Annotated in this window: 12 protein-coding genes; 8 read left to right on the top strand and 4 right to left on the bottom strand. The window is 59.6% G+C overall.

Features of this window, described 5'->3' with window-relative positions:
• Positions 1-796: 796 nt before the first annotated feature.
• From C0R07_RS18825 to C0R07_RS18815, 3 genes are all read left to right on the top strand, one after another.
• Complete coding sequence (locus C0R07_RS18825) at positions 797-1,471, top strand: response regulator (RefSeq protein ID WP_102789662.1); 675 nt, start codon at positions 797-799, stop codon at positions 1,469-1,471.
• Between the two features lie 177 nt (positions 1,472-1,648).
• Positions 1,649-3,169, top strand: coding sequence for a DUF1254 domain-containing protein (locus C0R07_RS18820; protein WP_217350036.1), 1,521 nt, complete (start codon positions 1,649-1,651; stop codon positions 3,167-3,169).
• A 48-nt stretch (positions 3,170-3,217) separates the two neighbouring features.
• The gene (locus C0R07_RS18815; protein ID WP_254427899.1) at positions 3,218-4,720 is read left to right on the top strand and encodes a DUF1254 domain-containing protein; all 1,503 of its coding nucleotides are present in this window, start codon (positions 3,218-3,220) and stop codon (positions 4,718-4,720) included.
• A gap of 755 nt (positions 4,721-5,475) precedes the next feature.
• On the opposite strand, the gene C0R07_RS18810 is transcribed toward C0R07_RS18815, so the two are convergent.
• The gene (locus C0R07_RS18810) at positions 5,476-8,880 is read right to left on the bottom strand and encodes an autotransporter outer membrane beta-barrel domain-containing protein (RefSeq protein ID WP_167390415.1); all 3,405 of its coding nucleotides are present in this window, start codon (positions 8,878-8,880) and stop codon (positions 5,476-5,478) included.
• A gap of 514 nt (positions 8,881-9,394) precedes the next feature.
• The gene (locus C0R07_RS20260; protein ID WP_319624164.1) at positions 9,395-9,646 is read right to left on the bottom strand and encodes a DUF6538 domain-containing protein; all 252 of its coding nucleotides are present in this window, start codon (positions 9,644-9,646) and stop codon (positions 9,395-9,397) included.
• 474 nt (positions 9,647-10,120) lie between these two features.
• On the opposite strand from C0R07_RS20260, the gene C0R07_RS18800 reads away from it, so the two are divergent.
• Positions 10,121-10,648: a hypothetical protein gene (locus C0R07_RS18800; protein ID WP_146027642.1), complete on the top strand. Its 528-nt coding sequence runs from the start codon at positions 10,121-10,123 to the stop codon at positions 10,646-10,648.
• A gap of 651 nt (positions 10,649-11,299) precedes the next feature.
• Here the strand turns inward: C0R07_RS18800 and C0R07_RS18795 are convergent.
• A complete protein-coding gene (locus tag C0R07_RS18795; protein WP_102789658.1) occupies positions 11,300-12,067 on the bottom strand; it encodes a hypothetical protein in 768 nt (255 codons plus the stop codon).
• 338 nt (positions 12,068-12,405) lie between these two features.
• On the opposite strand from C0R07_RS18795, the gene C0R07_RS18790 reads away from it, so the two are divergent.
• Positions 12,406-12,801 (top strand): H-NS histone family protein, encoded by a 396-nt coding sequence (locus C0R07_RS18790; RefSeq protein ID WP_102789657.1) that lies wholly within the window; start codon positions 12,406-12,408, stop codon positions 12,799-12,801.
• Between the two features lie 61 nt (positions 12,802-12,862).
• Here C0R07_RS18790 and C0R07_RS18785 read toward each other — a convergent pair whose 3' ends face one another.
• Positions 12,863-14,488, bottom strand: coding sequence for a MobA/MobL family protein (locus tag C0R07_RS18785; protein WP_167390414.1), 1,626 nt, complete (start codon positions 14,486-14,488; stop codon positions 12,863-12,865).
• Positions 14,489-14,956: 468 nt separating this feature from the next.
• Here C0R07_RS18785 and C0R07_RS18780 point away from each other — a divergent pair, with 468 nt between their 5' ends.
• The 3 genes from C0R07_RS18780 to C0R07_RS18770 all read left to right on the top strand — a co-directional run bounded on the left by C0R07_RS18780 (position 14,957) and on the right by C0R07_RS18770 (position 21,581).
• Complete coding sequence (locus tag C0R07_RS18780; RefSeq protein WP_102789655.1) at positions 14,957-17,176, top strand: AAA family ATPase; 2,220 nt, start codon at positions 14,957-14,959, stop codon at positions 17,174-17,176.
• 977 nt (positions 17,177-18,153) lie between these two features.
• Positions 18,154-20,286, top strand: a complete 2,133-nt coding sequence (locus tag C0R07_RS18775; protein WP_102789654.1) for a TerB N-terminal domain-containing protein — start codon at positions 18,154-18,156, stop codon at positions 20,284-20,286.
• Positions 20,283-21,581 (top strand): ATP-binding protein, encoded by a 1,299-nt coding sequence (locus C0R07_RS18770; RefSeq protein WP_102789653.1) that lies wholly within the window; start codon positions 20,283-20,285, stop codon positions 21,579-21,581. Before C0R07_RS18775 ends, C0R07_RS18770 begins: the two co-directional genes overlap by 4 nt.
• Positions 21,582-21,584 lie beyond the last annotated feature (3 nt).

Here is a 21,584-nt window from a genome sequence, read left to right as displayed (position 1 = left end):
CCGCTTCGCTACTCAATCTCGGGGGGACGTCGCCGCTGGGACGAACTGCAAAACCGGTGAGAAAAACGCACACGGCAGCCAAACGCTGTTTGCCGAGTTCGGTCGATATTTGAAGAACTCAGGGTTTGGAAGAGGCGTCAGGTTCCATGCGTTTCCGCACACGCTGGTAACCAATCTGAGCGCTGGCGGAGCTTCTCATAGCGACATCGCCTTACTTACAGGTGACGCTCCACGACAAATCGACGTAGTGCCTGTTCTCGAAAAGTTCTACGAGCACCGCGAAGCGATCGCCCATCTGCGCGGGAAGGACAGCACACTCGCTCACTACCAGCCTCCGGTGCAACTGCCCGTGTATCAGCGCGGCCAGTTCGCCGAGTGCTGGCTGACTCAAGCCGGTTTCAAACATGAGCGTAGACGCTTGTCCGTTGAATCGACCTTATTGAGTCCGCTCCACCGAGCCAGGTTGACGTTGTGTGTAGATCTGCCGAGAAATCCGACAATGTTCTTAACCGTTCATACGGCTGCATGTGGTGACGGAAGAAGGCGCTGGGATGTGGTCCACTCTGCGGCACATCATATTCCTCCGAGCACGGAGGTCACATCCCAAACGTGCAAGCATCACGGAACGAGAAATGTGCTCCGTCATCCATACTGGAAATCACCCGCTTGATGGATTAATTCACGACTCCATCACCTGCTCAACCACCAGTATCCAGGTTCCTGAGCAGGGATAAGCCACTCTGAAGTGGTCTGTATCCGTGCAACCCCGAACAGCCTTGGCGGAGGAGTGGAGCGCATGGATCTCGCGGTCTTTGAGGACCCCTGCTGTGGGGGTCGAAGTGTCGTGCTGGCGGATGACCACATCCTGGTGGCCCAAGGGATCGAGCGGCTGCTGATGAATTCGTTCGAGTCAATCGTGTTGGTGGCCGACGGCGAAAGACTGATCGAGACGGTCGAGCGCGACCCGCCCGACGTGGTGGTCGCGGACATTAGCATGCCTGGCATGAGCGGAATCGATGCAATGAAAGTGATGATGGAACAAGGCTGCAACGTTCCTTTCGTATTTTTGACAATGCACGATGAGCCATCACTGGCCGCCGATGCCATCCGCGCAGGCGCGCGCGGCTTCGTTCTTAAGAGCGCTGCCGGGGAGGAACTGATCTGTGCGATTACAGCGGTTCTGGATGGAAACACATATGTATCTTCAAGCATCGCCGCGCAGGCCATCGTTCATGGCGCAACCCCGCAATACACCCCGACCGACAAGCAACTGCGCGTGCTCGAATTTCTCGCACGGGGCCTGCGCGCCAAGCAGATCGCGCATGAACTGGGGCTCTCCGTCCGAACGGTTGAATCACACAAATACGCGATGATGCAGGAATTGGGTGTCCACGGGACTGTTGAACTCGTGCGTAAGGCTGAGGCGCTTGGGGTGATCTCTCCTCGAATCGACAGAAGAACCGCACGGTAGAAGCCCCGGTTCAGGTAGACGAGGAAAAGATCGAATCAGCCAGGCCCCGAGGTTCACCCGCACTGCCAGTAGAAATACTGAGCGCAACACAGTGAATACGCTCTTGCCAGTCCTGTGGCCGGGAGAACACAGTGGAGACAGGCCTTTTCATGCCCCTGCTCGCGGGACTGGAACCGCATGGCTATCGACCAGCGGAGCCAGCTAAGCCTGCGAGCGGCCATCACCCAGGGCCTCATTTTACCCCGCCCAATCGAGCCCATTTCCATGCGCCCAATGCCTTGTGGTTCGTCGCTCTTGCTGATGTCAGTCCTGCTTCTTCCAGCATGCCAGCGGCCTGAGAGCCAGCCCAATCGAGCGGAACCATCCACGGCTCCAGATACACGATCGGCCTCGGCAAACGAACAAGACGACGCAGAGGCGCGCGCGATCGCGAAAGATGCCTACATCTATGCGTTTGCAATGCTCGAGAACTACAACACGCTCTACAAGCAAGTGGCCTCGCCTGATGCGCCCGAATACGTCGGCGGCTTCGGCAAGTTCAGGCACTACGCGCAGCTCTACACGCCGGACAACCACGATGTCGTGACCCCCAACAACGACACGCCCTATTCTTGGGCCTGGCTGGATCTGCGCGCTGAACCCTGGGTCGTTACCGTCCCCAAGGTGCCCGAGGGACGCTACTACGTTCAGCAGTGGGTAGACCTCTTCACCTACAACTTTGCCTACATCGGCTCGCGCGCCACCGGCAACGGCGCCGCCAGCTACCTGATCGCCGGTCCCGGCTGGAAGGGCGATACGCCCGCTGGCATCAAGCAGGTGTTTCCTTCGGAGACCTCACTGGTCTTGACGCTCACGCGCACCGCGTTGAACGGACCCGACGACATTGGCAACGTCAAGAAGATCCAGGAAGGGATGAAGCTGCAGCCCTTGAGCAGCTATCTGAAGACGCAGGCCCCTCCGGCGGCGCCGGAGATTCAGTTCCCCGCTTATGACGCCGATAAGGTCCATTCCCACGATTTCATCGGCTATCTGAATTTCCTGCTGCAGTTCACCCAACCGACGAATCCGAGCGAAGCCGGTCTGATGGAGCGTTTCGCGAAGATCGGGATCGGCCCAGGACGACCGTTTGACGCCACGTCCCTGAGTCAGGCTCGCCTGGCGGCGATCGATGCGGGCGTAGCCGATGCAAAGGCCGCAATGGCCGAGAAGGCCAAAGCAACGCTATCGTCCAACGGACTGTTCGGATCCCGCGCGGTTCTGAAGGACGACTACCTCACCCGTTCCATTGCCGCCGAGAAGGGGCTGTATGGAAACTCCATCGAGGAAGCGTGGTACGGCGGGTATGTAGGCGACGGCAATACGCCTTCGATGATCCACTTCAGCAAGGATGCCCTCCCGCCTGCGAAGTTCTTCTGGTCGGTCACGCTGTATACCTTGCCGGACCGGTTCCTCTACGCCAATGAACTGAAGCGCTATTCGATTGGCGACCGGACCCCCGGGCTTAAGTATGACCCCGATGGCGGGCTGACCCTGTATATCGGCCACGTCTCGCCCGGGAAGGAAAAGGAGAGCAACTGGCTGCCCGCGCCGGCCGGTCCCTACAGCGCTGTGGGGCGGGTTTACGGCCCGAGCCAAGCCGCCATCGAAGGCAAGTGGAACCTGCCTCCTTTGCAGCCGGTTCAGACACACACGCCTTGATTCGCGCAGGACCTATGTCGGCGAACTAGACCACCCAGGAGATACCGCATGCACGATCATCGAATTCCGTCTGCTCCGGGGATCGGGTTGCTCCTTGTCCTCACTGGCTGCATGACGCTCAGTGCTTGTAACGAACGGGCATCGTCCGGCAAGGAGACGGACCCGGCCGCCAGCGCGAGCCAACCGACTCCGTCCGCGCAAGCGCCGGCAGACGCGTCAGCGTTGGACGAAGCCAGGACGACCGCCAGGGACGCGTATGTCTACGGTGTCCCGATGGTGGACACCTACAAGACCGTCTACGCGTTCAACGTCGATACCGCCAACCCGCAGTACAAGGGGCCGTTCAATTCCATCCTGAACATCGCCCGGGTGTTCACCCCGGACGACACCGCTTTCGTCACGCCCAATTCGGATACGCCCTATTCCTTCGCCATGCTGGATCTGCGGGCGGAGCCGGTCGTCATTACCGTGCCGAAGATGGAGAAAGACCGCTACTTCGTTTTCCAGTTGATGGATCTCTACACCTTCAATTTCGACTACATCGGCAGTCGCACTACCGGCAATGACGGCGGCAGCTTCCTGATTGCAGGGCCGGGCTGGAAGGGCGAGGCCCCCAATGGCATCAGCAAGGTGATCCGGTCTGAGACCGACCTGGTCAGCGTGGTTGGACGCACACAACTGTTCAACGCCGCCGACCTGGAGAACGTGAAGAAGATCCAGGCCGGTTACAAGGTGCAGCCGTTGTCAGCGTTCGCGGGTACGCCGGCGCCGCCGCCCGCGCCAGCCATCGCATGGATCAAACCAACACCGCCCGCGCAGGACCGCACGTCGCTGGAGTTCTTCAACCAGCTGGCCTTCCTCCTGCAGTTCGCGCAGCCGCCGCATCCGAGCGAGTCTGCCCTGCGTGCACGCTTTGCCACGTTGGGCGTCGAGCCTGGCAAACCATTCGATGCCAACCGCCTGCCGCCGCCGATGCAGGCCGCGCTCAAGGAGGGCATGGCCGAGGGGCAGAAACAGATCGATGACAAGCGCGCGTCGCTGGGGGGAAAGACCGATGCCCTGTTCGGCAACCGGGACTTCCTGAAGAACGACTACGTCGCCCGTGCCACCGGCACCCAGGTAGGCATCGGCGCGAACTCCCGCGAAGAGGCGATGTATCCGATCCTGGACAAGGATTCCGATGGGCAGCCCTTGGACGGCAGCAAAGGTGCATACACACTGCGCTTTGCCAAGGACCAGCTGCCGCCCGTGGACGCCTTCTGGTCGGTCACGATGTATGGCTTGCCGCAGCAGTTGCTGGTCAAGAATCCACTCAACCGCTATCTCATCAACTCGCCGATGTTGCCGGGATTGAAGAAAGACGCAGATGGCGGACTGACGATTTACATCCAGGCCGAATCGCCAGGAAAAGAGAAGCAGGCCAATTGGCTGCCGGCACCCGACGGGCCGTTCGTGATGTTCATGCGCTACTACCGTCCCAAGCCGGCGTTGCTGGATGGCCGTTGGACCACCCCCGCCGTGGTCAAAACGTCTACGGGGGAAAAGCAGTAGCAGGACGGCCATCCCCTCGGTCCGATTGCTGCGTCTCTTAAGTTCGGGTCAAGAACGTCGTGGAACCAGGAGAACACTCGCTTCCCGCGGATGACTGCCCCATCGCCTCCAAGGATGGGGGCCCCGCTCATCTTTCCAGGAATCTTCGCGTCGAACTCGAAGCAAGGCCTTGGGGTGGACACTGAGCGAGTCTTCGCATTGTCGTGATGGACAGCGGTGGTTGTTGCTACGGAAACCAAAAGATCCTGAGCGAAGTGACTCAGCACGACAGTATCGCCGTCGTAGCGAACTGGAATATCCGCCATCAATGCTCCCGCTTCAGCAAGAGGGCCCCCAAGTAGGGGGCCTTTCTGTTGATCACGCGCTCAAGCCCGGCATCTCATAGGTAGCCGGTCAGTACCCGTGGTGATCGAGCTGGCCGCGCGATTACAGCCCTGCAACCGCTCATCCCTTCGTTACCGCGGGGGCGCCGGCGGAGGGCCAGGACGTGCGGCGGCGTCATCTCGGCAGTCGCATAAGCACGCGCTTTTACGCGAAAGGGGGCGATGCATCCGGTAAGGGTGAAGCAGATGGAGAGGAAAAGTGCGATCAAAGCCAGTTTTTTCATTGAGGCGCCATGCTGTGGGGGCTTACTCCGTGTAGGCCATCCTCAGGCGATCATGGCTGTAATTCCACAGCCGATCGATGTCCACGGCAAACACGACGGGGGCTTGGCAGCGCCGCTGCAAACTCCCGCCCTGCCCTGTTCGTCTTCGTCACCAGTTCCAACGCATGCCCACCTTGCTGTTCCAAGATGTCTCATCGCCGTTGAAGCTCCACGTGTAATCCACGTCGGCGAACAGATAGCCGGTATCGCTCACCTGCCACGTGCCTCCCAGACCAACTTCGCCCCAGCTGTCGCCGAGGTCGGCCGTAAAAGGCACATACCCCGTCGCGCTGGAGAACTCTGTCCTGGGCGAGCCGTTGAACTCATGCCACGCGTTCAGGCGAAGCCACGCATCGCTGGCGCGGGCGCGGCCGTTGCGGCCCTGGCTACTGCCGATGCGGTTGAGCCGGACGCCCAACCTGCCCACCGTTGAATCGCCATCGCTGTAACGCACGCGCGCGATGTCATCGACCAAGTCGTCGATCTCCACGCGCTGCCAGATCACTTGCGCTTGAGGTTCGATTCTCCAGCCCGTCAGTTCTTCCGCAGTGTCCCCCGATCCCAAGGCAAAGGGCCACCCACCCTCAAGCGAAAGAACCGTGCCATTGCCGTTGGTGAAGGTGTCGGGCGACCGTGTCGATCGCGCGCGCAGGTCATATGACGTGTATTGGGCCACGGCATCCAGGTAGCCGCCGCGGGCGTTGAACCCGGTCCAGTAGGCGCCGATCGTGCGGGCATCGAACTCGTCGCTGCCGGCGTGGAAGTCATGATCCAGCAGGTTGTGGCGGACGTCTCCCTTGCCCTTGCCGTAGGCCAAGTAGCCGCCTGCGTGCTGACGGTTGCCCTCCGAGTCGATGGAGCGGTAGAAGTCCAACCCAATTTGAAGCGCTTGGAATCGGTAATCGAAGCCCGGGCCACGGTTTCCGTAAATTCCTTGGTTACCGCCGTCCCGCTCGCCGTCGTGGGCCAGCAGTCTCACCCACGCGCCGTTCAAGCCGGTCCGGTCTTCGTCCAGATCGGTGCGCTGCCTCAGCAGGTGTTGGTCGCCGACGCGCTCATGCAGCGTGTCAACCAGGGCCCGGCCATACAGCGCGGACATGACCGGCAACGCTGCGGCAAGAGACACCTCCTGCCGATATGCAGGCGTCGGAGGCACCGGTGGAACAGGGGGTGTCGGCGGCGGAACGGGCGGAGGGGTCGGCGGTGCTGGGCATGGCGGGACCGGAGCACCGGGGGCGGCGCAGTCGATCGTCGACCGCAGGAACCAGCTGTTCTGGTTGTCGGCGGAGCCGACGCCACTGGCACCTCCGCGGTAAAGGAAATACTCATACGGCCCGGCCACGACGGGGGCCGAAAGTGCGAACGTATCAGCGGCTGTGGTCGAGTTGACCGCCTGCACTAACAAGATGCCGTCTGCGGCGGTGAGCGCCCCTGCCCCGCCAGTGTTCCGCACTTGGATGGCGCCCGGCCCCGTCCCTGTGCCATCGAGGATGACCAAGCGATCAGAGGGCGAGTCATCGGCCGCAAGCCAAGCATTCATCGCCAGCCTCCCATCGCCGGCATAGCTGTTCACGGTAAGCGTCTTGTAGCTGCTGGCCAGTGTGGGTGGGCCGACAGGGGGAGCGAAATCGATCACGCTGGGGTCGTTGACCAGGTTCGTCAGCACCGACGAGCCGGTTAGGAACCACGTGCTGTCGATGAGCGTGACTGAGGACGTGCTGCCTAGGGCCGTCTGAGCGGAGCCTGTCAGCGTGGAGCGGGCGATGGTCAGGGTGCCATCGGCCGCCGCGGGGCCGCTGGCAGTGGGGCCTACGTCCAACCATTGCCCACTGCCACCAACCTGGGTATCGCTCAGATCAACCGACGCCCCGGTTCCTTCGATGGTTACCGTGCCGCCTTGGGCATTGCTCAGGCGCCCGCCGGCGAACCGGACTGAGGCATCTGCTCCCGTGAGCAACAGGGCAGGCACGGCCGCGCCAGTAGCCGCAGAGTTCACCACCACGTTGGTCGCGTCCAAGGTTGCTGCGTCGCTGACCTGGATTACCGGGGCGCCCGCCCCACCACCGCTGGCAGTTCCTCCACCCGACAGCACTGCGCTCGTGCCGCTGCCGTTCGCCGAGAGAGCGGTGCCGGGGCCGGAGACGGCAATGGTGCCCGCATGGTTGAAGACAGCAGCATTGGTGAGGGAGATGCCGGTGCCCGTTGAGCCACTTGCCGAGACGGCCAATGACGAACCCGCGGCGCCAGCGAACGTGCTTGCGTCCAATTGGATGGCCGTCGCTGCCTCTTGTCCTACACCTACCCGCAGCGAACTGCCGGACTGAAGCTCGGAGGTGCTTGCGGCGAGGCCATTCAAGCCGAGATCACCTCCAGTGATGCCCGGAGTGCCCGGGCCAAACACGACGGCTCCAGAGTCGTTCCGAATGCCGACAGACCCTGCTCCGGTCGCGGTGATAGCGCTGGTTCCATCGATGGTCAGGCTGGTGCCGTCATGCATCAGGGCACCGAAGCTGTTCGCACCTGCTGAAACCGTCGTGTTCGTAAGGCGCCCGACAGCGCCCGTGGCCATGAAGAGGCCCCAGCTTCCGGTGCCGACGTTGAACTGGCTGTCGGTGGCGGTGAGGCGGGCCGGTGCGAGTGCGCCATTGCCCCACCACCCAACGCTGTCATTGCCGAGCGTGATCGAGCTGCGGAGGACATTTGATCGGGAGCCTGCGATGGCGCCTGTATAGGACCCGGCGAAGTAGTTGTAGATACCGAGCGAGTAGTTGCCTGCGGTAATCGTGCTGTCGGTCAGGTTCAACTCGGCCTCGCCCCCGACCAACGCTCCACGGGTCCGGCCGGTGCCAGCGATTCCATCGCCCAACGTGACGGTCATGTTCGACGCGTTGATCTGGCCAAGCGCGCTTTGACCAGGCAACCCACCACCGGGGCCCGTGTTGGTGATCTGGAACGCGGTGGCCAAGGTGGTGGGCAAGTTGACCACCGTTCCGTTCGCATTGACCACACCGCCTCCGAACGCCGTCAGTGCTGCGAGCGTCATGGTCGGCGAGTAGGTGTTGGCGGGATTGAGGGCCACTACCGTCCCCGCCTCCAGGTTGAGCACGCCCCCCGTGGTCGCGATGGCGTTGGCCAGGGACTGGGGTGCCATGTAGATCGTGGTGTTGGTGAATGTGCCGGTTGCGACCGCATAAGCACCGTCCGGCCCACTGAACACGGTGATTGGGCTGAAGAAGCCGGCACCGCCGGTCGGTATCTCTGCCACAATGTTGTAACCGTTGAACGTAGCCGTGGTGCCATACCCCACCCGGACCACGTCCCAGGTCGTCCCGGGAATCGTCGCGTCAGGAAGCGCGTGGGTGGCGCCGTCGCACAGCGATACCACGCGAGGGCTGGTCTGGATGCCTTGGCACCCAGCCCCCTCCGACGGTGCGGTCAGCAGCGTCGTTCCGGACAGGGTTGGCAAGGGCTCCACCCCGTCGTCCGGCGGGGCCGCAAAAGTGGCATAGCTCATGAAGCAGGCGGACGCCAACGCGCTCAGCCGCGAGCCCCATCGAGAGCGCCACAATCTGGAGCATCCACAGGTTCCACACTGACCCGGCTGTGCGGCGGTGCAGACATCCCCCGTCCCCTTTGCCATACCCATCGGCTTAGATGACATGTCGAGCTCCACTTGGGAGCATCGAGTCTATTTTTGCGTTATGCCGTGCGCATCCGCACAACTGCCGGTTGCTCGTCAGTATGTTTACTGGCTTCCTAACAAGCGGGCCCATCCCGCTCAAAAATCAAGCGCAACCAGGACCGCCTTTGGCAGTTTTTCCGTGAATACGGCGCTCTGCTGAGGTAGCGCGCCGCCGGTCGGCCTTCAAGACGCACGAGTTCGACGCCGTCAGGACGCCCACGTAGCAGCTCCCAGGCGATGCTACGCCGCCTTCCAATCGCTTCGACCGTGCCGGCTTATAAACCCGCCCGCCACCCAGGCCGGGGGCGACGTCACGTTCTCAGCGCTCGTCAAATCAATGCGCAGGTCAGCATCCGCTTTGCTGAGCCTGGCCACGCGTTGATCCTTCAATAGTGCGAAGAGCCGAACATGGCCTGCGCCCCAGCACGACCGCACACACGGAAGCCGTCGACGGTTCTTTCGTTCGAAGCGCTTGTTTCATCAGCCGGCGGCCGAGCACGACTTGAAGTTCAACGGGGACACGCTGGGCGAAGGACCAGCGACCGGTCTCGGACCGACTCAAATGGCGTGGCTGCGTATGGGCGCGTTGCCTCTGCATACCTTCCGCCGGCCCATCAAAAAGCACCACAAATTCATCTTTAGAATCAGCGACTTATGCATGATTGGCGGAGAGAGTGGGACTAAACGTCCCCACCCCTAAACCATTGATCTTCCTACAGAACTCAAACCGGGCTGTGTCCTGGTGAGTGTCCTTGGAGTCTACGGCCGACGCACACGCTGATGCAACGTTGTGTGCGGGGTAACGAGTCGGCTAGATACCGGCACGCCGTGGGTAGCGCCCAGCAGCTCACGAGCTCTCTCGTGGCTGCCGTCCCTGCCCTTCCCCGACCGCAGAGCGAACATGTGGCGAGCCAAGCTGTTCAGACGGAAGTCGCCGGCTCAGCCAGGGAACCGCGCGCACCTTTGAACTGCGATGGATGGACCAGCGGCTCGCCTGACACTCTGACGTTTGCAACTGGGCGATGCTGCGCTGGTAAGCTGCAAACTCAGCCAAACCGGGATTTATAAGATCATGGATGAGAACGTAAAAAGACATCTGGCATATTGCTTCAACGTGACATCAAACACTGGACCGCTGGGCTTCTTGGTGGTTCCGAAGGAAGGACGGATTCCTCTGGGTCTTTATATTTCTATTGACAAAGACGCGTTCTTTAAAGAGGCTTCTCAGGATTATTCGTTCGAGGAAAGCCCACAAAGCGCAGGCAACATTCTTGCCAACCTCCCCGATGACCCACTGCTTTTTTGCAGTGCGATGATTAGGTTCCACGACCCGAGCACGGGTGTCCAGATTGTTCAGGTGAGCTGGATCAACAGCGCTGGACGCAGCGTCAGCGCTTACTTTGAGCTCCGTGTTGAAGGACACGATATGATCATCTGCCGTGCCAACTCTTTCGAGTCTATCGGGGCGGACGCGAATGCCGAGATCGCAAGGGCTAGCTATCGGAAGGCTCAGCTGGCCGAGGTGATTCCTGACCCCGAAAAATCCGCATTCCCCGACCAGGCCCCACGACATCGCCCGGTCTACCTTCCTCGAACCTAAGTTGCGCCAACGGTGCGCGCGCGATGATGGACCCTGTGACAGTTGTTGCGCGTTGCTGCCCCTCGCTTGCGACGAGCATAGGATGATTTTTAGCATGGCAGCCGATTTGTTTTCCGGCCGGGTCTCCGCGCCCCCTGTGCGATCCATTTCCTATCTGAGCACTTTTGGCTTTTTGCTTTTCATCTCTTGACATGTTGTTCTGCCCCATTAAAGGCAACCACAACTAAGGCAAATGCAGTGGCTGTCAATACCCGCGCACCGCAGCAGCGTGCGGTGGGGCTCTAGCCTTCCGCTCCCTATCTGGAAGGAGTGCTCAGCGTAGAAGGCAGGACATTGAGGTGAAAACGCTCGAATGCCCTCAGTGAAGAACTAGTACACGCCACAAGCCAACCAAGACGCGCTGGATCTGCCGCTCGGTCAGTCGCGACTCCATCACTATGGCCGCGAGCACCTCTCCGCTCACCTGAGAGTCTTCCCGTCTCTTAGCCCCCTTTGTCCAGGAAGGCTGAAATGATAGGTACAGACGGTTTGCTCAACGGCAGCAAAGGCATAGGCATCCGCAGTTGACGGCCGATCGCCTAAAGCCTCCACCGGATGGATCAGACCGACTTTACACACAGCGAAACGATGGACTGGCGCGCGAGCAGATGCTCATATTTGATTAGCAGCCAAGTCGATCTTTGCCTGGGCCAAGCCAAGTCGAAGGGTGAAATGGATGGCGCTGGCTGCGGCGCTGTAGGCAGAAAAGAGACCGAGCCCAGCAAGCAGTCCCAGCGAACCGGCCGCAGCCCAGGTCATTCCATGCGAGCGGATATCGGGCTTGAGATCCAGCCCGAAAACCCGCTCGCACAGGAACCAAAACAGTACCGCCCACACAATCGCCATAAAGCCGCGCAGCGTTCCGGTCCAAGCCGTGCTTCTGGCCAAGGCTGCCTCAATCGCGCCGTCGAGGGTGATAAGCGACCTTTCACTAAGCTTCTGCGCTCCAATGAAGTCAGCGACTCGGTCAACCGCGCTCTCCTTCACGTCCAACAGTGCGATCCGGCTCGGCGGAGACAGAACGACGCACGCTCCCCCAAAGAGCAAGCAGAGCGGGGTGAAAGGCCAAGTCGTGGCACCTTCCATCACGGAAACATAGACGAGAAACGCGACGCCTAATAGCAAAGCGAGCCCCAAACGCTTTGAGATCAGCTTCCCCCCAGCCAGCATTAGCTCCAAGCCGTTCCACGTGACATCCATGAGCGTGGCAAGCTTTGCATTGCTTGGGTATCGAGGCCGTCCGCCCGTTACAGCCGCCTCGGCGGCCCTCAAGCAGCCTTGTACCACGGGCAACATCCGCAAGCTATTCTTGGTGCCCTCCTCCATCTCGGCAACCTGGACAGTTGGTCGCGACGTGGGCGTCTCCGCTTCAATTTCCATCGGGCTCTTCTCCTAACATCAAGCGGACCAGGAACCCAACCGTATGTTGGAACGCGGGACACGGTCCAAATGAAATAAAACGGCTGGATGAAATGACACTCCGTGCAAGTTCGGCTATGGCACTGAGCGGAGCCCAATACATGCTTTGGGCATGTCATAATCGGCTTGATCCTAGAGAACTTGATAGCAGCCATTGCAAGGCGCTCATAGCTTTGCAGGTGCACCCAGAGCGCTGCCTGCTTAGCGCCATCAGAGCCTAACGATAGAGCGGAACCTTTCGGCCTCCACTTCGAAAGCGCCGCAATTTGACTGCAACCATTTAAAAGGGCCAATCACTTATGACAAAGCCGACACTTGACTCCATCCTCACCGCAAAGCAAAAGCTTCAAGAAGAGCTCCAAGCTCTCGAGGCCCAAGAGGGTCAACTGCGTCAAGAGCAGACGTCTGATGCCCACGCGGAGATCTTGAACCTTATTGCTCAGTACGCTAAGAACTTTAACGCCAAGCAAAGAGCTGAGATTTCCTCTTCACTTGCGGCAAGCGCAGGTCAGCCCCGCAAGAGTGCTGGTCCCAAGAAGGCCGTCGCAGCCAAGTATTGGCTGCCTCACACGCAAGAGACTTGGTCAGGCCGAGGCCGCACGCCTAGATCATTTGCTGCCTGGGAAGGCACGGCCGCCTATAAAGAATGGAAGTCCAAGCACCCTGACGAGAAGTTCCCCGCTTATCCGGGCTAACAGTCAGATCAGAAGATCCCCGGCGACGGGGATCTTTTTTGCCTGTGCTTTTCCAAGCCACTTAGAACGTCGGTCGCCGCCCCTTCATCTTGTGCTCCCAGTTCCCCGCTTCATCAGTGCGAGCGGGCGGTGGAGCGACATCTCGGTGTGGACTATTTGACAAGGTTGCCGTGATGGTATCCATGAAGTGCTTGTCCAACACGTCCTTTGCCTCAGTCATGCGTTTCCTGGCTTGGTCAATACGCCACTGCTGGATGGCAGCAATTCGGGGCGAAACATGCGTCTTCGCGCGGTAGACCCGCTGACGAGCACGCGTCGCTGCTTGCGTCTTAGGCTCATCGAGATGCTCCGATAGCTTCGCTTGAGCATCCAAGAGCGCCATTCGCGCCCGATGCGGACGCGCCATCATGTGTGCATATTTCGCCAGGCATCGAGCCAGCACCTCAGTGTCTTCGAAGGTGAACGCTTTGCCTGCATAGTCATCGATACGCCGACACAAGATGCTGGCATGGGCGAGTTGGAACTCCGGCTCAATTTGGATTCCGGGGACGCTACGAAGGAGCTCCAATGAGTCCTGCGCAACTTCTCGCTGTGCTTCAAGCCAATCTTCAATGAGCTTGGCTTCTGCATTCAGTACCTCGGCATCGCGTCCTGATGCTCTCGTGATCCGTTGCACGCGACTGAGATGAAGGGTCTGGCGGCTGTATTGATCAAAGCTCCGCGCGGAGATGGATCGGCGATCCAACAGATGCTCCCGCACTCTATCCACGACATCGCGGGGATGACCTCCCCTGCCCTCCTGCGCTGTAAGCCTATCTTCCGTCTTCGCTCGATCCCGCAAGGCAGCGGCGTGGCTATGGCCTTCCGGCACCTTCGGATCGTTTATCAATGCTGCTTGGTGTGCCGAGATGGTGGCAACCAGCTTCATCGCCGCAGCTTTGCCGCCAAGGCCTTGGACAGACCAAGTCAGACGGCTTTTCCGTTCTAGGGCTGTCTTGACCTTCCCATTGTGCGTTCCTGGCGTGCGGGTCAGCTCCCTCGCGAGCTCAAAATTTCCCTGCAATGCCGCTTCTCGCGCTTGGGTCTTCAGTTTGCGGGGATCAACCCGCTTTTGGATGCCTGCGTGATCGAGATGACTGTTAATTGTTGCTGCGATCTCTAGGCGAAGCTCTTTTACAGCCTTACTCCCCTTCCCTTGCCGCCCATCGAACTCAGCCGCTGCGCGCTTGCCAAAGCCTTCTGGGCCAACTTGGCGTGCGGACATGAGGAGATGCACGTGGTGGTTCCGCTGATCTCCATTTCGACTTGGCGTGTGAATTGCGACGAGGACAGCGACCTGATAGCGATCCACCAACAGCTGCCCCAGGTCCAGAGCCAATGCCTTCCGTTGCGCTTGATCTAAGCTCTGCGGGAGAGCCACCTCTACTTCCCGGGCGACTAAGGCATTCTTGCGTGTCTCGGCGGCCTCATTGGCGTTCCAGAACCTTTCTGTGTTCAGACACCAGGCTGGAGCACCCTTGGGGGCGAGCATCTGGGCGTGATCAACGCCGTGCCGGCGCGAGTAAGAGTGCGACAGCCCGGTCGCCTCGTCGACGAGATCAAATCCAGCGCGATACGCTGCTGCTGCCACTGAACTATCGCCTTTGCCTCGGCCAAACGACTTCATGTGTGAGTGATAAATTGCCACGACTTCTCCTATTCATTTTTGGAGAAGCCAACAAAAGGCCATTTGCATTATTCGTCTAGGCCTTCACCGCACCGGCGTTTTCGTGCGCGAAATCACAGGGTTTTGTCTTGCTTTGTGGGCCGCGGAGCGGGACACGAGGAGGCCAACGGCCTCCGCACTGCCGGCAGGCAGCGCACGGAATTTCGAGAATCGAAAATTCCATCAGTGCGCTCTTGCATTGCCCCGATACCCATATGTGATATCGACAGAATCAGGCGTCTAACCTAGCTCGCCGAGCATCGACTGCCACACTCTGTGTTGCCCCACGCCTGCATGAACGGTTCATTAACACGTATCGATTGCCTGTGATCCGGATCTGTCAGCGAGCCACTCAAACGCAAGGTCCCGCGGCGGTATGATGCGGATGCAGTGGCCGTCGGTGGTCACAGCCTAGGCCTAGGGAACGGCCGACCTCTTTGAGAGAGAGCAATGATCAGAAAGATCGCCATCCAGAATTTTAGAAGCTTTGATCCAGGTGCCGTCACAGCGATCGATTTCGCACCGGACAAACGCGTTGCATTCTTCTATGGCCTCAATGGTGCCGGCAAGTCGGCTATTGGGCAGGTTGTCCAAAGTTGCTCGTTAGGCCAGGAGCCCATCTCCGGCTGTTCGGTGACCACTTACCCTGCCGACGCTAGATATGAGTATTTGGTCTACAACGAGCGCTTTATTGAGGCCCATTTCCGCAACCGCAGTGATGTTCCAGGCATCTTCACCATTGGCGATCCTGAGTCGTCAGCATTGGAAGCCGCCGAAGGCCTCGAGCAAGAGCTTGAGACTTGGCGCGCGCAGCGCGATAGCCTCACTGAGCAGAGCCAAGTTCGCGAAAAAGAGAAATCAGCGGCTCTCGAAACGGCCCTTGGCGCGGCTTGGAAGACCTACACGGCTCTGAAAGATGGTCCCTTCAAGCCTTGGTTGCCTTACGGACACTCCAAGCAAAAGTTCTTCGACGCGCTCCAAACCAAAGCATCGCCCCCTTACGAGGGCGATCTACCCTCTTTCGATGAGCTCGCTCAGTCCTTAAGTGAGCTCGGGGACAGTCACACCGCTCACAAGCCTCGGATTGAGATTGAACTGCCAAACTTTGGCAGAACCGAGCAAGATGAGATATGGACAGAGCCAATCGTCGGGTCCAGCGCCAGTGCCCTTGCGGCTCTCATTAGGGACATTGGCAACCTCGACTGGGTCAACCAGGGTCGCCCCTATCTCGATCATAGCCAAGATCAGTGTCCCTTCTGCCAGCAAAGTCTTCCCCACGACTTCCCCGAGGAACTTGCCAAGCTCTTTGATGCGAGCTTCGACAGGCGTGTCGCCAGAGCGACGCTACTTGCTGAGAACTACGCTGCAAGTGTGGCCAGCCTTGATCAAGCCATTGGGCACCTTATCGAAACGGAACCCTTCGCTTCGGAAAACCAAACGTTAGAACTTGCCTGGTCCAATGCAAGTCGCCTGCTCAATGACAACGCGCAGAGAATGGCGAGTAAGGTCTTGTCCCCCCAAGGCGCTTTCGAGCTGCAACCAAGCCAATCGCTCCTGACAGCTGTGCGCGAGGCAATCGATGTAGTTTCGAACCGTGTTGACGATTACAACCGACGCCTGAGCCATCGCGATCGCGAGTTGAAGCGGATCGAGCACACCTTTTGGCATCGCCTGTGTACTGAGAACGACGGCACTCTGTCGCTTTATAAGACCACCTCCAAGGGTGCCCAGGATGCTCTGCAAGCGATCCAGTCTGCAATTGCCCTACTCCGCACTCAGATTTCCGAAGCGGAGGCACGCCTCGTTGAGCTGCGCGCTACAAGCAGCGGCACCGAGGAAGCAGTCTTGGCGATCAATGCTCGCCTGCAATCCCTAGGGGTTGACTCCTTCCGAATTAGCAGAGGTGAGGACGATCTCTACCAGTTGGTGCGCCCAGGCAAGGGGCCAGATGTCTACGGCTCCCTTAGTGAAGGCGAGAAGACCCTCATCACCTTCCTCTACTTCGTCGAGCTCATCACCGGCTCTTCGGTGTCGAACCAGTCTTCACCGCTGGACCGTAAGATCGTCGTGATCGACGACCCAATATCCAGCTTGTCGCATAACTTCGTCTACGACATCGCCGCGACCATTTCTCGCGACATCATCGCGTTGGAGGACACGCGCAGCAAGAGCGTCAAGCAGGTGATTGTCCTCACACACAGCCTCTTCTTTCTCAACGAGCTCATCAAAGTTAGCAAAGGATCAAAGAACTTTGAACTAAAGCGCGTCGTAAAGAAGAATTACACCACTATCGTTCCTATGAAGATTGACGATCTGAAGAACGACTACGAAGCATGGTGGCAAGTCGTCCGCGATGCCTACCAAGATCAGGTCACATCCGCAACGGCGGCCAATGCAATGCGCTGCATTCTGGAGCGGTTCTTCTACTTCACCACGTCACAAGGCAAATTCAAGGAGGCGATGGATAAGCTCGCTGAGCAGGACCGAAGCTTCCATGCGTTAGGCCGCTATTTATCTCACCACTCTCACGGCGATGCCAACACGCTCACTGACTTTGGCGAATACGATGTGAACTACTGCCTCATCAAGTTCAAGGCCGTGTTTGATGAGCTTGGCTTCACGGAGCACCATCGGGTTATGGCTGGGCTTGGCTTAGCCATAGAGCCCTAGGGGGGGAGGGCGACCTGAGCCCCGGTCCCCGATACCCGCCTTGGTTGCCTCCCATGCCCCCGCTGAGGCGGGCAGCCCGGCCCCTGTTCTACTTCGAGCCCCCCCCCCCGCCATTCATCCTGCCGGGGCGCGCTGATGACCTCCCCAGCAGCCCATTTCTGAGGGGGATACAATGTCTTCAGGAAAAGCCAGAGGCAGGGGGCCACATGGCGTCAAGGAAGCAATCGGGCGGGGCTCTGATCGTTGGTATCTTGGTCCTGATCGCACTCGTCCCGAAAGAGGTTTGGATCACGCTCGGCGTCGTCACCTTGGTCGGGGGCGTGTTTTACGCCTACTCTCGCTGGCAATCGAATAAGGTGCCCGCCCCGGCGGCAGGCACAGACGACCAGCCGACATTAGCGGAACTGACCCGAACCGCTCCGCGTCGAAAACCTCTGCCGTCAACAGTCACCACGCCACCGGGCCCGGATGGTGGGGACATGGGGCAACGTCCCATTGAGCGTGGAACAAAGGCCAGCGGGCGTACGATGGAAGGGAGGACTGTCGGCGACGTCGTCTCATCGACTCGGCAGTTGGTCCAGCCAGACGGGGCGCCGGACGTAATAACCCCGCCAAAAATCGACTTGGGGAACCTCGCGGCTGCGATGAACGCAGTCACTGAAAGACAATCTCAATCGGCAATGGCCGATCGCGAGGCGACGCCTAGCATTGCCCCGGCCAAGGACACCTTGGGGAACCTTGCCGTCGCGATGAAAGCTGTCGCCGAGCGCCAGGCTCGGTCCGCCGTCGCTGGCTCTGGATCTTCCGGCAATGAGGATCCCTTGATCATCGTGCCCTCTTTCACTCGGCCTCGCCCCAAAGAAGACCATCAGACGCCCACAGCTTCTGAGACTACAAAAAGCCAAACTCTGCAAGTGACGGGGACTTCGGCCGTGCCAATTCCCCCACCGCTCCCAGCAGCGCCACCTCAGGCCGTAATGGTCAGCGCAGCACCGGGGCAAGGCGCAAGCCTCGACGAACTCCACCGGATAGCGATGCCCAGCGAGGAGCAGCGGAAATTCACCGTGCCCCGTCCGCCCGAGGGTTGGGCAACCACCCGATGGGTCGGTCCTGAGGACAGCATCGAAATTGCGGGCATCACCATCCGGGGTGGCTTGTTCTATACAGGGGTGAAGCTCCCCACCAAATACGGGGGCAATGACCCAAGCTTGGTGAACGCCGTCTTGGCCGTCGCTCCTACGGGGAACTTCCGTGTTCAAACTCTCGGGCACCGGCTGAGCTATGCCGAGTTCTCGCCGATGGAACGACGCGCTTACCTCAGCTGGCTGGCTTCCGATCGGACTGACCCTGAGTGCTCGTACGGTTGTGTACACCTCTTCTTCTACGGCATTGAACGTCGCGTTTTACTGGACGGGGTAACGGATGTCGGCAGCAAGAAGGACTGGCCAGCAATCAAATCGGCACTTCGACAGCTTGATGCGATCTACGGCAGAGCCTACGGGTCTTTGCGTGTTTCCATCAACAGCTTGCTTGACTGGATGGAGCTCGACGCGGCAACAGAAAAGCTCTACTTGCAGCCGCTGCCTTCCTTTGAGCGCAGCATCGATGTGCCTTTCACCATCCGTCTAGCACTCGGTCAGTGTTCGGTAGATCGCGCCCCCATCCCGGGTCCCCTCGCCCTTGCATGGGCAAGACTCAATCCTGCCATCTCCATCCGTACAGCTGCAACGCGCTGTGAGACCGAATTCGACCGGCTCTTTTTAGAACGGTACCGCGAACTCTTTGGCCCAGGGCTCGTCCTTACCAAGAACAAGACCAAGCTGAAATTTGCCAGGCAAGCCGCCTCGCCCGGGCTCTATGGCACGACTCCTGTCACCAAATCCTTTGGCGACATCCCCGATGTCACGGCACTGCGCGCACCACTGAACACCCTTACGTCGATTGTGAATCAGTGCGCCCAGGAGCTCGGAGCGTTTAGCCGACTGATTGGCAAGACGCCCGAGGCAAGAGACACCTTAGATGGACTGCTCTTGCTTCCGCCAAGCATCTGGCCGGAGTCACCTCGGATAGCCCTAGCTAAGCTCTACGCTGACACGGGCGAGGCGACGATCACACTTCCCTTGTCCGACGTGCTTGACCGTCTCGGGGGCCTTTCAGGCGCGCTCGGACGGGAAAAGGTTCGAGATCTGGCGCGGGCTCTGGAATCGGCGCACATTGGCATCGAGCCCAATGTCCTTGAAGGCGCCCGCACACCGGGTATCGATGACCACGTGGTGCTTTTTGCCATGTTGCCCGACCAAACGCACCAGGCGGACACTGACTCCTACCAGACGGCGCTCCTGACGCTACAACTGGCGTCAACGGTTGCGCAATCGGACGGCTCGTTTAGCACCGAAGAACTCGCTCACCTGACTGGGGAGATTGACGCTTGGAGCCACCTCAGTGCCGCGGACCATCGCAGGCTCCGGGCGCATCTTCTCCTCCTGTCGGTCGCCCCCATCAACCTTCCTTCGTTGAAGAAGAAGCTTGATCCGTTGGGTCAAAACACCAAGGAAGCGATCGCCGCAGCCATGGCCAACTTGGCGCAAGTTGACGGCATGGTTTCACCTGAGGAAGTGCGGTTCTTAGAGAAGGTCTACAAGACCTTAGGCGTTGAGCCCAAGCGCGTCTTTAGCGATGTGCATGCACCTACTGCGCGCCGAGCAAGTGCCGCACCAGATGCAACAGGATTTCGTCTTGACCCAGAGAGGATTGCAGCACTCCAACGCGACACTGCGAAAGTCTCCGCCCTCTTGGCCAACATCTTTGCCGAAGAGCTCCCTGACCCAGTGGCTCCTCCACCTGGCCTCGCGGTGATCGAGGAAGAGCCAGCGGAAACCGGCTTGATTGGCCTGGACGACGCTCACAGTGCGTTGCTTCGTCTGATGTTGTCCCGCCCCACTTGGACCCGGGCAGAGCTCCAAGATACCGCTTCGGACTTGGAGTTGATGCTTGATGGCGCGTTGGAGCAAATCAACGACGCCTCTTTCGACGCCTATGACCTTCCCTTCTCCGAAGGCGATGACCCTTTGGAGATCAACCCTGAATTCATCGAGAAGATTGAGCAATGAGTAGCCCCATTCGCAGTAAGGACCGGGATGCCGTGGTCCAGTCGCTTCGCGCCGGCGTTGTCCCTCGTGCTGGACAACACCTCATCCAAGTCGGGCGCGCGCGTGAAGTGGAAACCCTTGTCAGCGACATTGATCGCCTCGCCGATGGCGGGTCGTCATTTCGATTGGTCATTGGCGAATATGGCGCTGGTAAAACCTTCTTCCTCAACTTGGTTCGCGCCATTGCGATGGAACGAAAGCTGGTGGTGGCCAGCGCCGACCTCAACCCCGACCGGCGCCTCCACGCTTCCGGCGGACAGGCCCGATCGCTTTACGCCGAGCTGATGCGCAATCTAGCGACGCGAACGAAGCCTGAGGGTGGCGCATTGGCCGGTGTGGTGGAAAAATTCATCTCCACCGCAAAGGCCGATGCCAAGGCGCAAGGAGTGCCGACCGAACAAGTCCTCAGAGCCAAGCTCGAACAATTGACCGAGCTTGTGAACGGCTATGACTTTGCCGATGTGATTGCCGCCTACTGCCGAGGCTTTGATGAAGGCAACGAACAACTTAAATACGATGCGATACGTTGGCTTCGAGGCGAGTTCGCCACCCGCACAGACGCCAGAGCCGCGCTTGGGGTTCGCACTATCGTTGACGATGCCTCTGTCTATGATCAGCTCAAACTGATGGGGCGTTTCGTGCGCTTGGCGGGCTTTAGTGGACTTCTTGTCTGTCTAGATGAACTCGTCAACCTCTACAAGCTCGCGAACGCACAGGCGCGCAATTCGAACTACGAGCAACTGCTCCGCATGCTCAATGACTCTCTCCAAGGAACGGCGGTTGGCCTTGGCTTTGTCCTGGGTGGGACGCCGGAGTTCCTCATGGACACCAGGCGCGGCGTCTATAGCTATCAGGCCCTGCAAAGCCGCCTGGCGCAAAACACGTTCGCCGGCAACGGGCTTGTCGATTTCAGCGGGCCGGTTGTGCGCCTCTCCAGCCTCACGGCGGAAGACTTCTACGTGCTGCTGACCAAGATCCGTCATGTCTACGCCAGTGGCGATGAAGCGAAGTATTTGCTGCCCAACGAAGCCATCGAACAGTTTATGGCGCACTGCTCCAAGCGCCTTGGCGAGAGCTTCTTCCGCACTCCACGAACCACCATCACCGCCTTCATCAACCTCCTCGCAGTTCTTGAACAAAACCGAGGGGTGACTTGGCAGTCCCTGATCGGCTCGGTGGAAGTCGCGGAAGACCACGGTGGGGACACTGACCTGGATGTGCAGACCGATGACGAGCTAAGCTCGTTTAAGCTCTGATCC

The sequence above is a fragment of the Stenotrophomonas bentonitica genome, assembly GCF_002887735.1.
GTDB classification, from domain to species: Bacteria; Pseudomonadota; Gammaproteobacteria; order Xanthomonadales; family Xanthomonadaceae; genus Stenotrophomonas; species Stenotrophomonas bentonitica_A.
This window is presented reverse-complemented; position numbering and strand designations above follow the sequence as displayed.

Excerpts from the sequence above, each read along its gene's own strand:
- C0R07_RS18780 (WP_102789655.1), top strand. The coding sequence starts at position 14,957 with ATGATCAGAAAGATCGCCATCCAGAATTTTAGAAGCTTTGATCCAGGT.
- C0R07_RS18825 (WP_102789662.1), top strand. The coding sequence starts at position 797 with ATGGATCTCGCGGTCTTTGAGGACCCCTGCTGTGGGGGTCGAAGTGTC.
- C0R07_RS18800 (WP_146027642.1), top strand. The coding sequence starts at position 10,121 with ATGGATGAGAACGTAAAAAGACATCTGGCATATTGCTTCAACGTGACA.
- C0R07_RS18770 (WP_102789653.1), top strand. The coding sequence starts at position 20,283 with ATGAGTAGCCCCATTCGCAGTAAGGACCGGGATGCCGTGGTCCAGTCG.
- C0R07_RS18810 (WP_167390415.1), bottom strand. The coding sequence starts at position 8,880 with ATGAGCTATGCCACTTTTGCGGCCCCGCCGGACGACGGGGTGGAGCCC.
- C0R07_RS18815 (WP_254427899.1), top strand. The coding sequence starts at position 3,218 with ATGCACGATCATCGAATTCCGTCTGCTCCGGGGATCGGGTTGCTCCTT.
- C0R07_RS18795 (WP_102789658.1), bottom strand. The coding sequence starts at position 12,067 with ATGGAAATTGAAGCGGAGACGCCCACGTCGCGACCAACTGTCCAGGTT.
- C0R07_RS18790 (WP_102789657.1), top strand. The coding sequence starts at position 12,406 with ATGACAAAGCCGACACTTGACTCCATCCTCACCGCAAAGCAAAAGCTT.
- C0R07_RS18775 (WP_102789654.1), top strand. The coding sequence starts at position 18,154 with ATGGTCAGCGCAGCACCGGGGCAAGGCGCAAGCCTCGACGAACTCCAC.
- C0R07_RS20260 (WP_319624164.1), bottom strand. The coding sequence starts at position 9,646 with ATGCAGAGGCAACGCGCCCATACGCAGCCACGCCATTTGAGTCGGTCC.
- C0R07_RS18820 (WP_217350036.1), top strand. The coding sequence starts at position 1,649 with ATGGCTATCGACCAGCGGAGCCAGCTAAGCCTGCGAGCGGCCATCACC.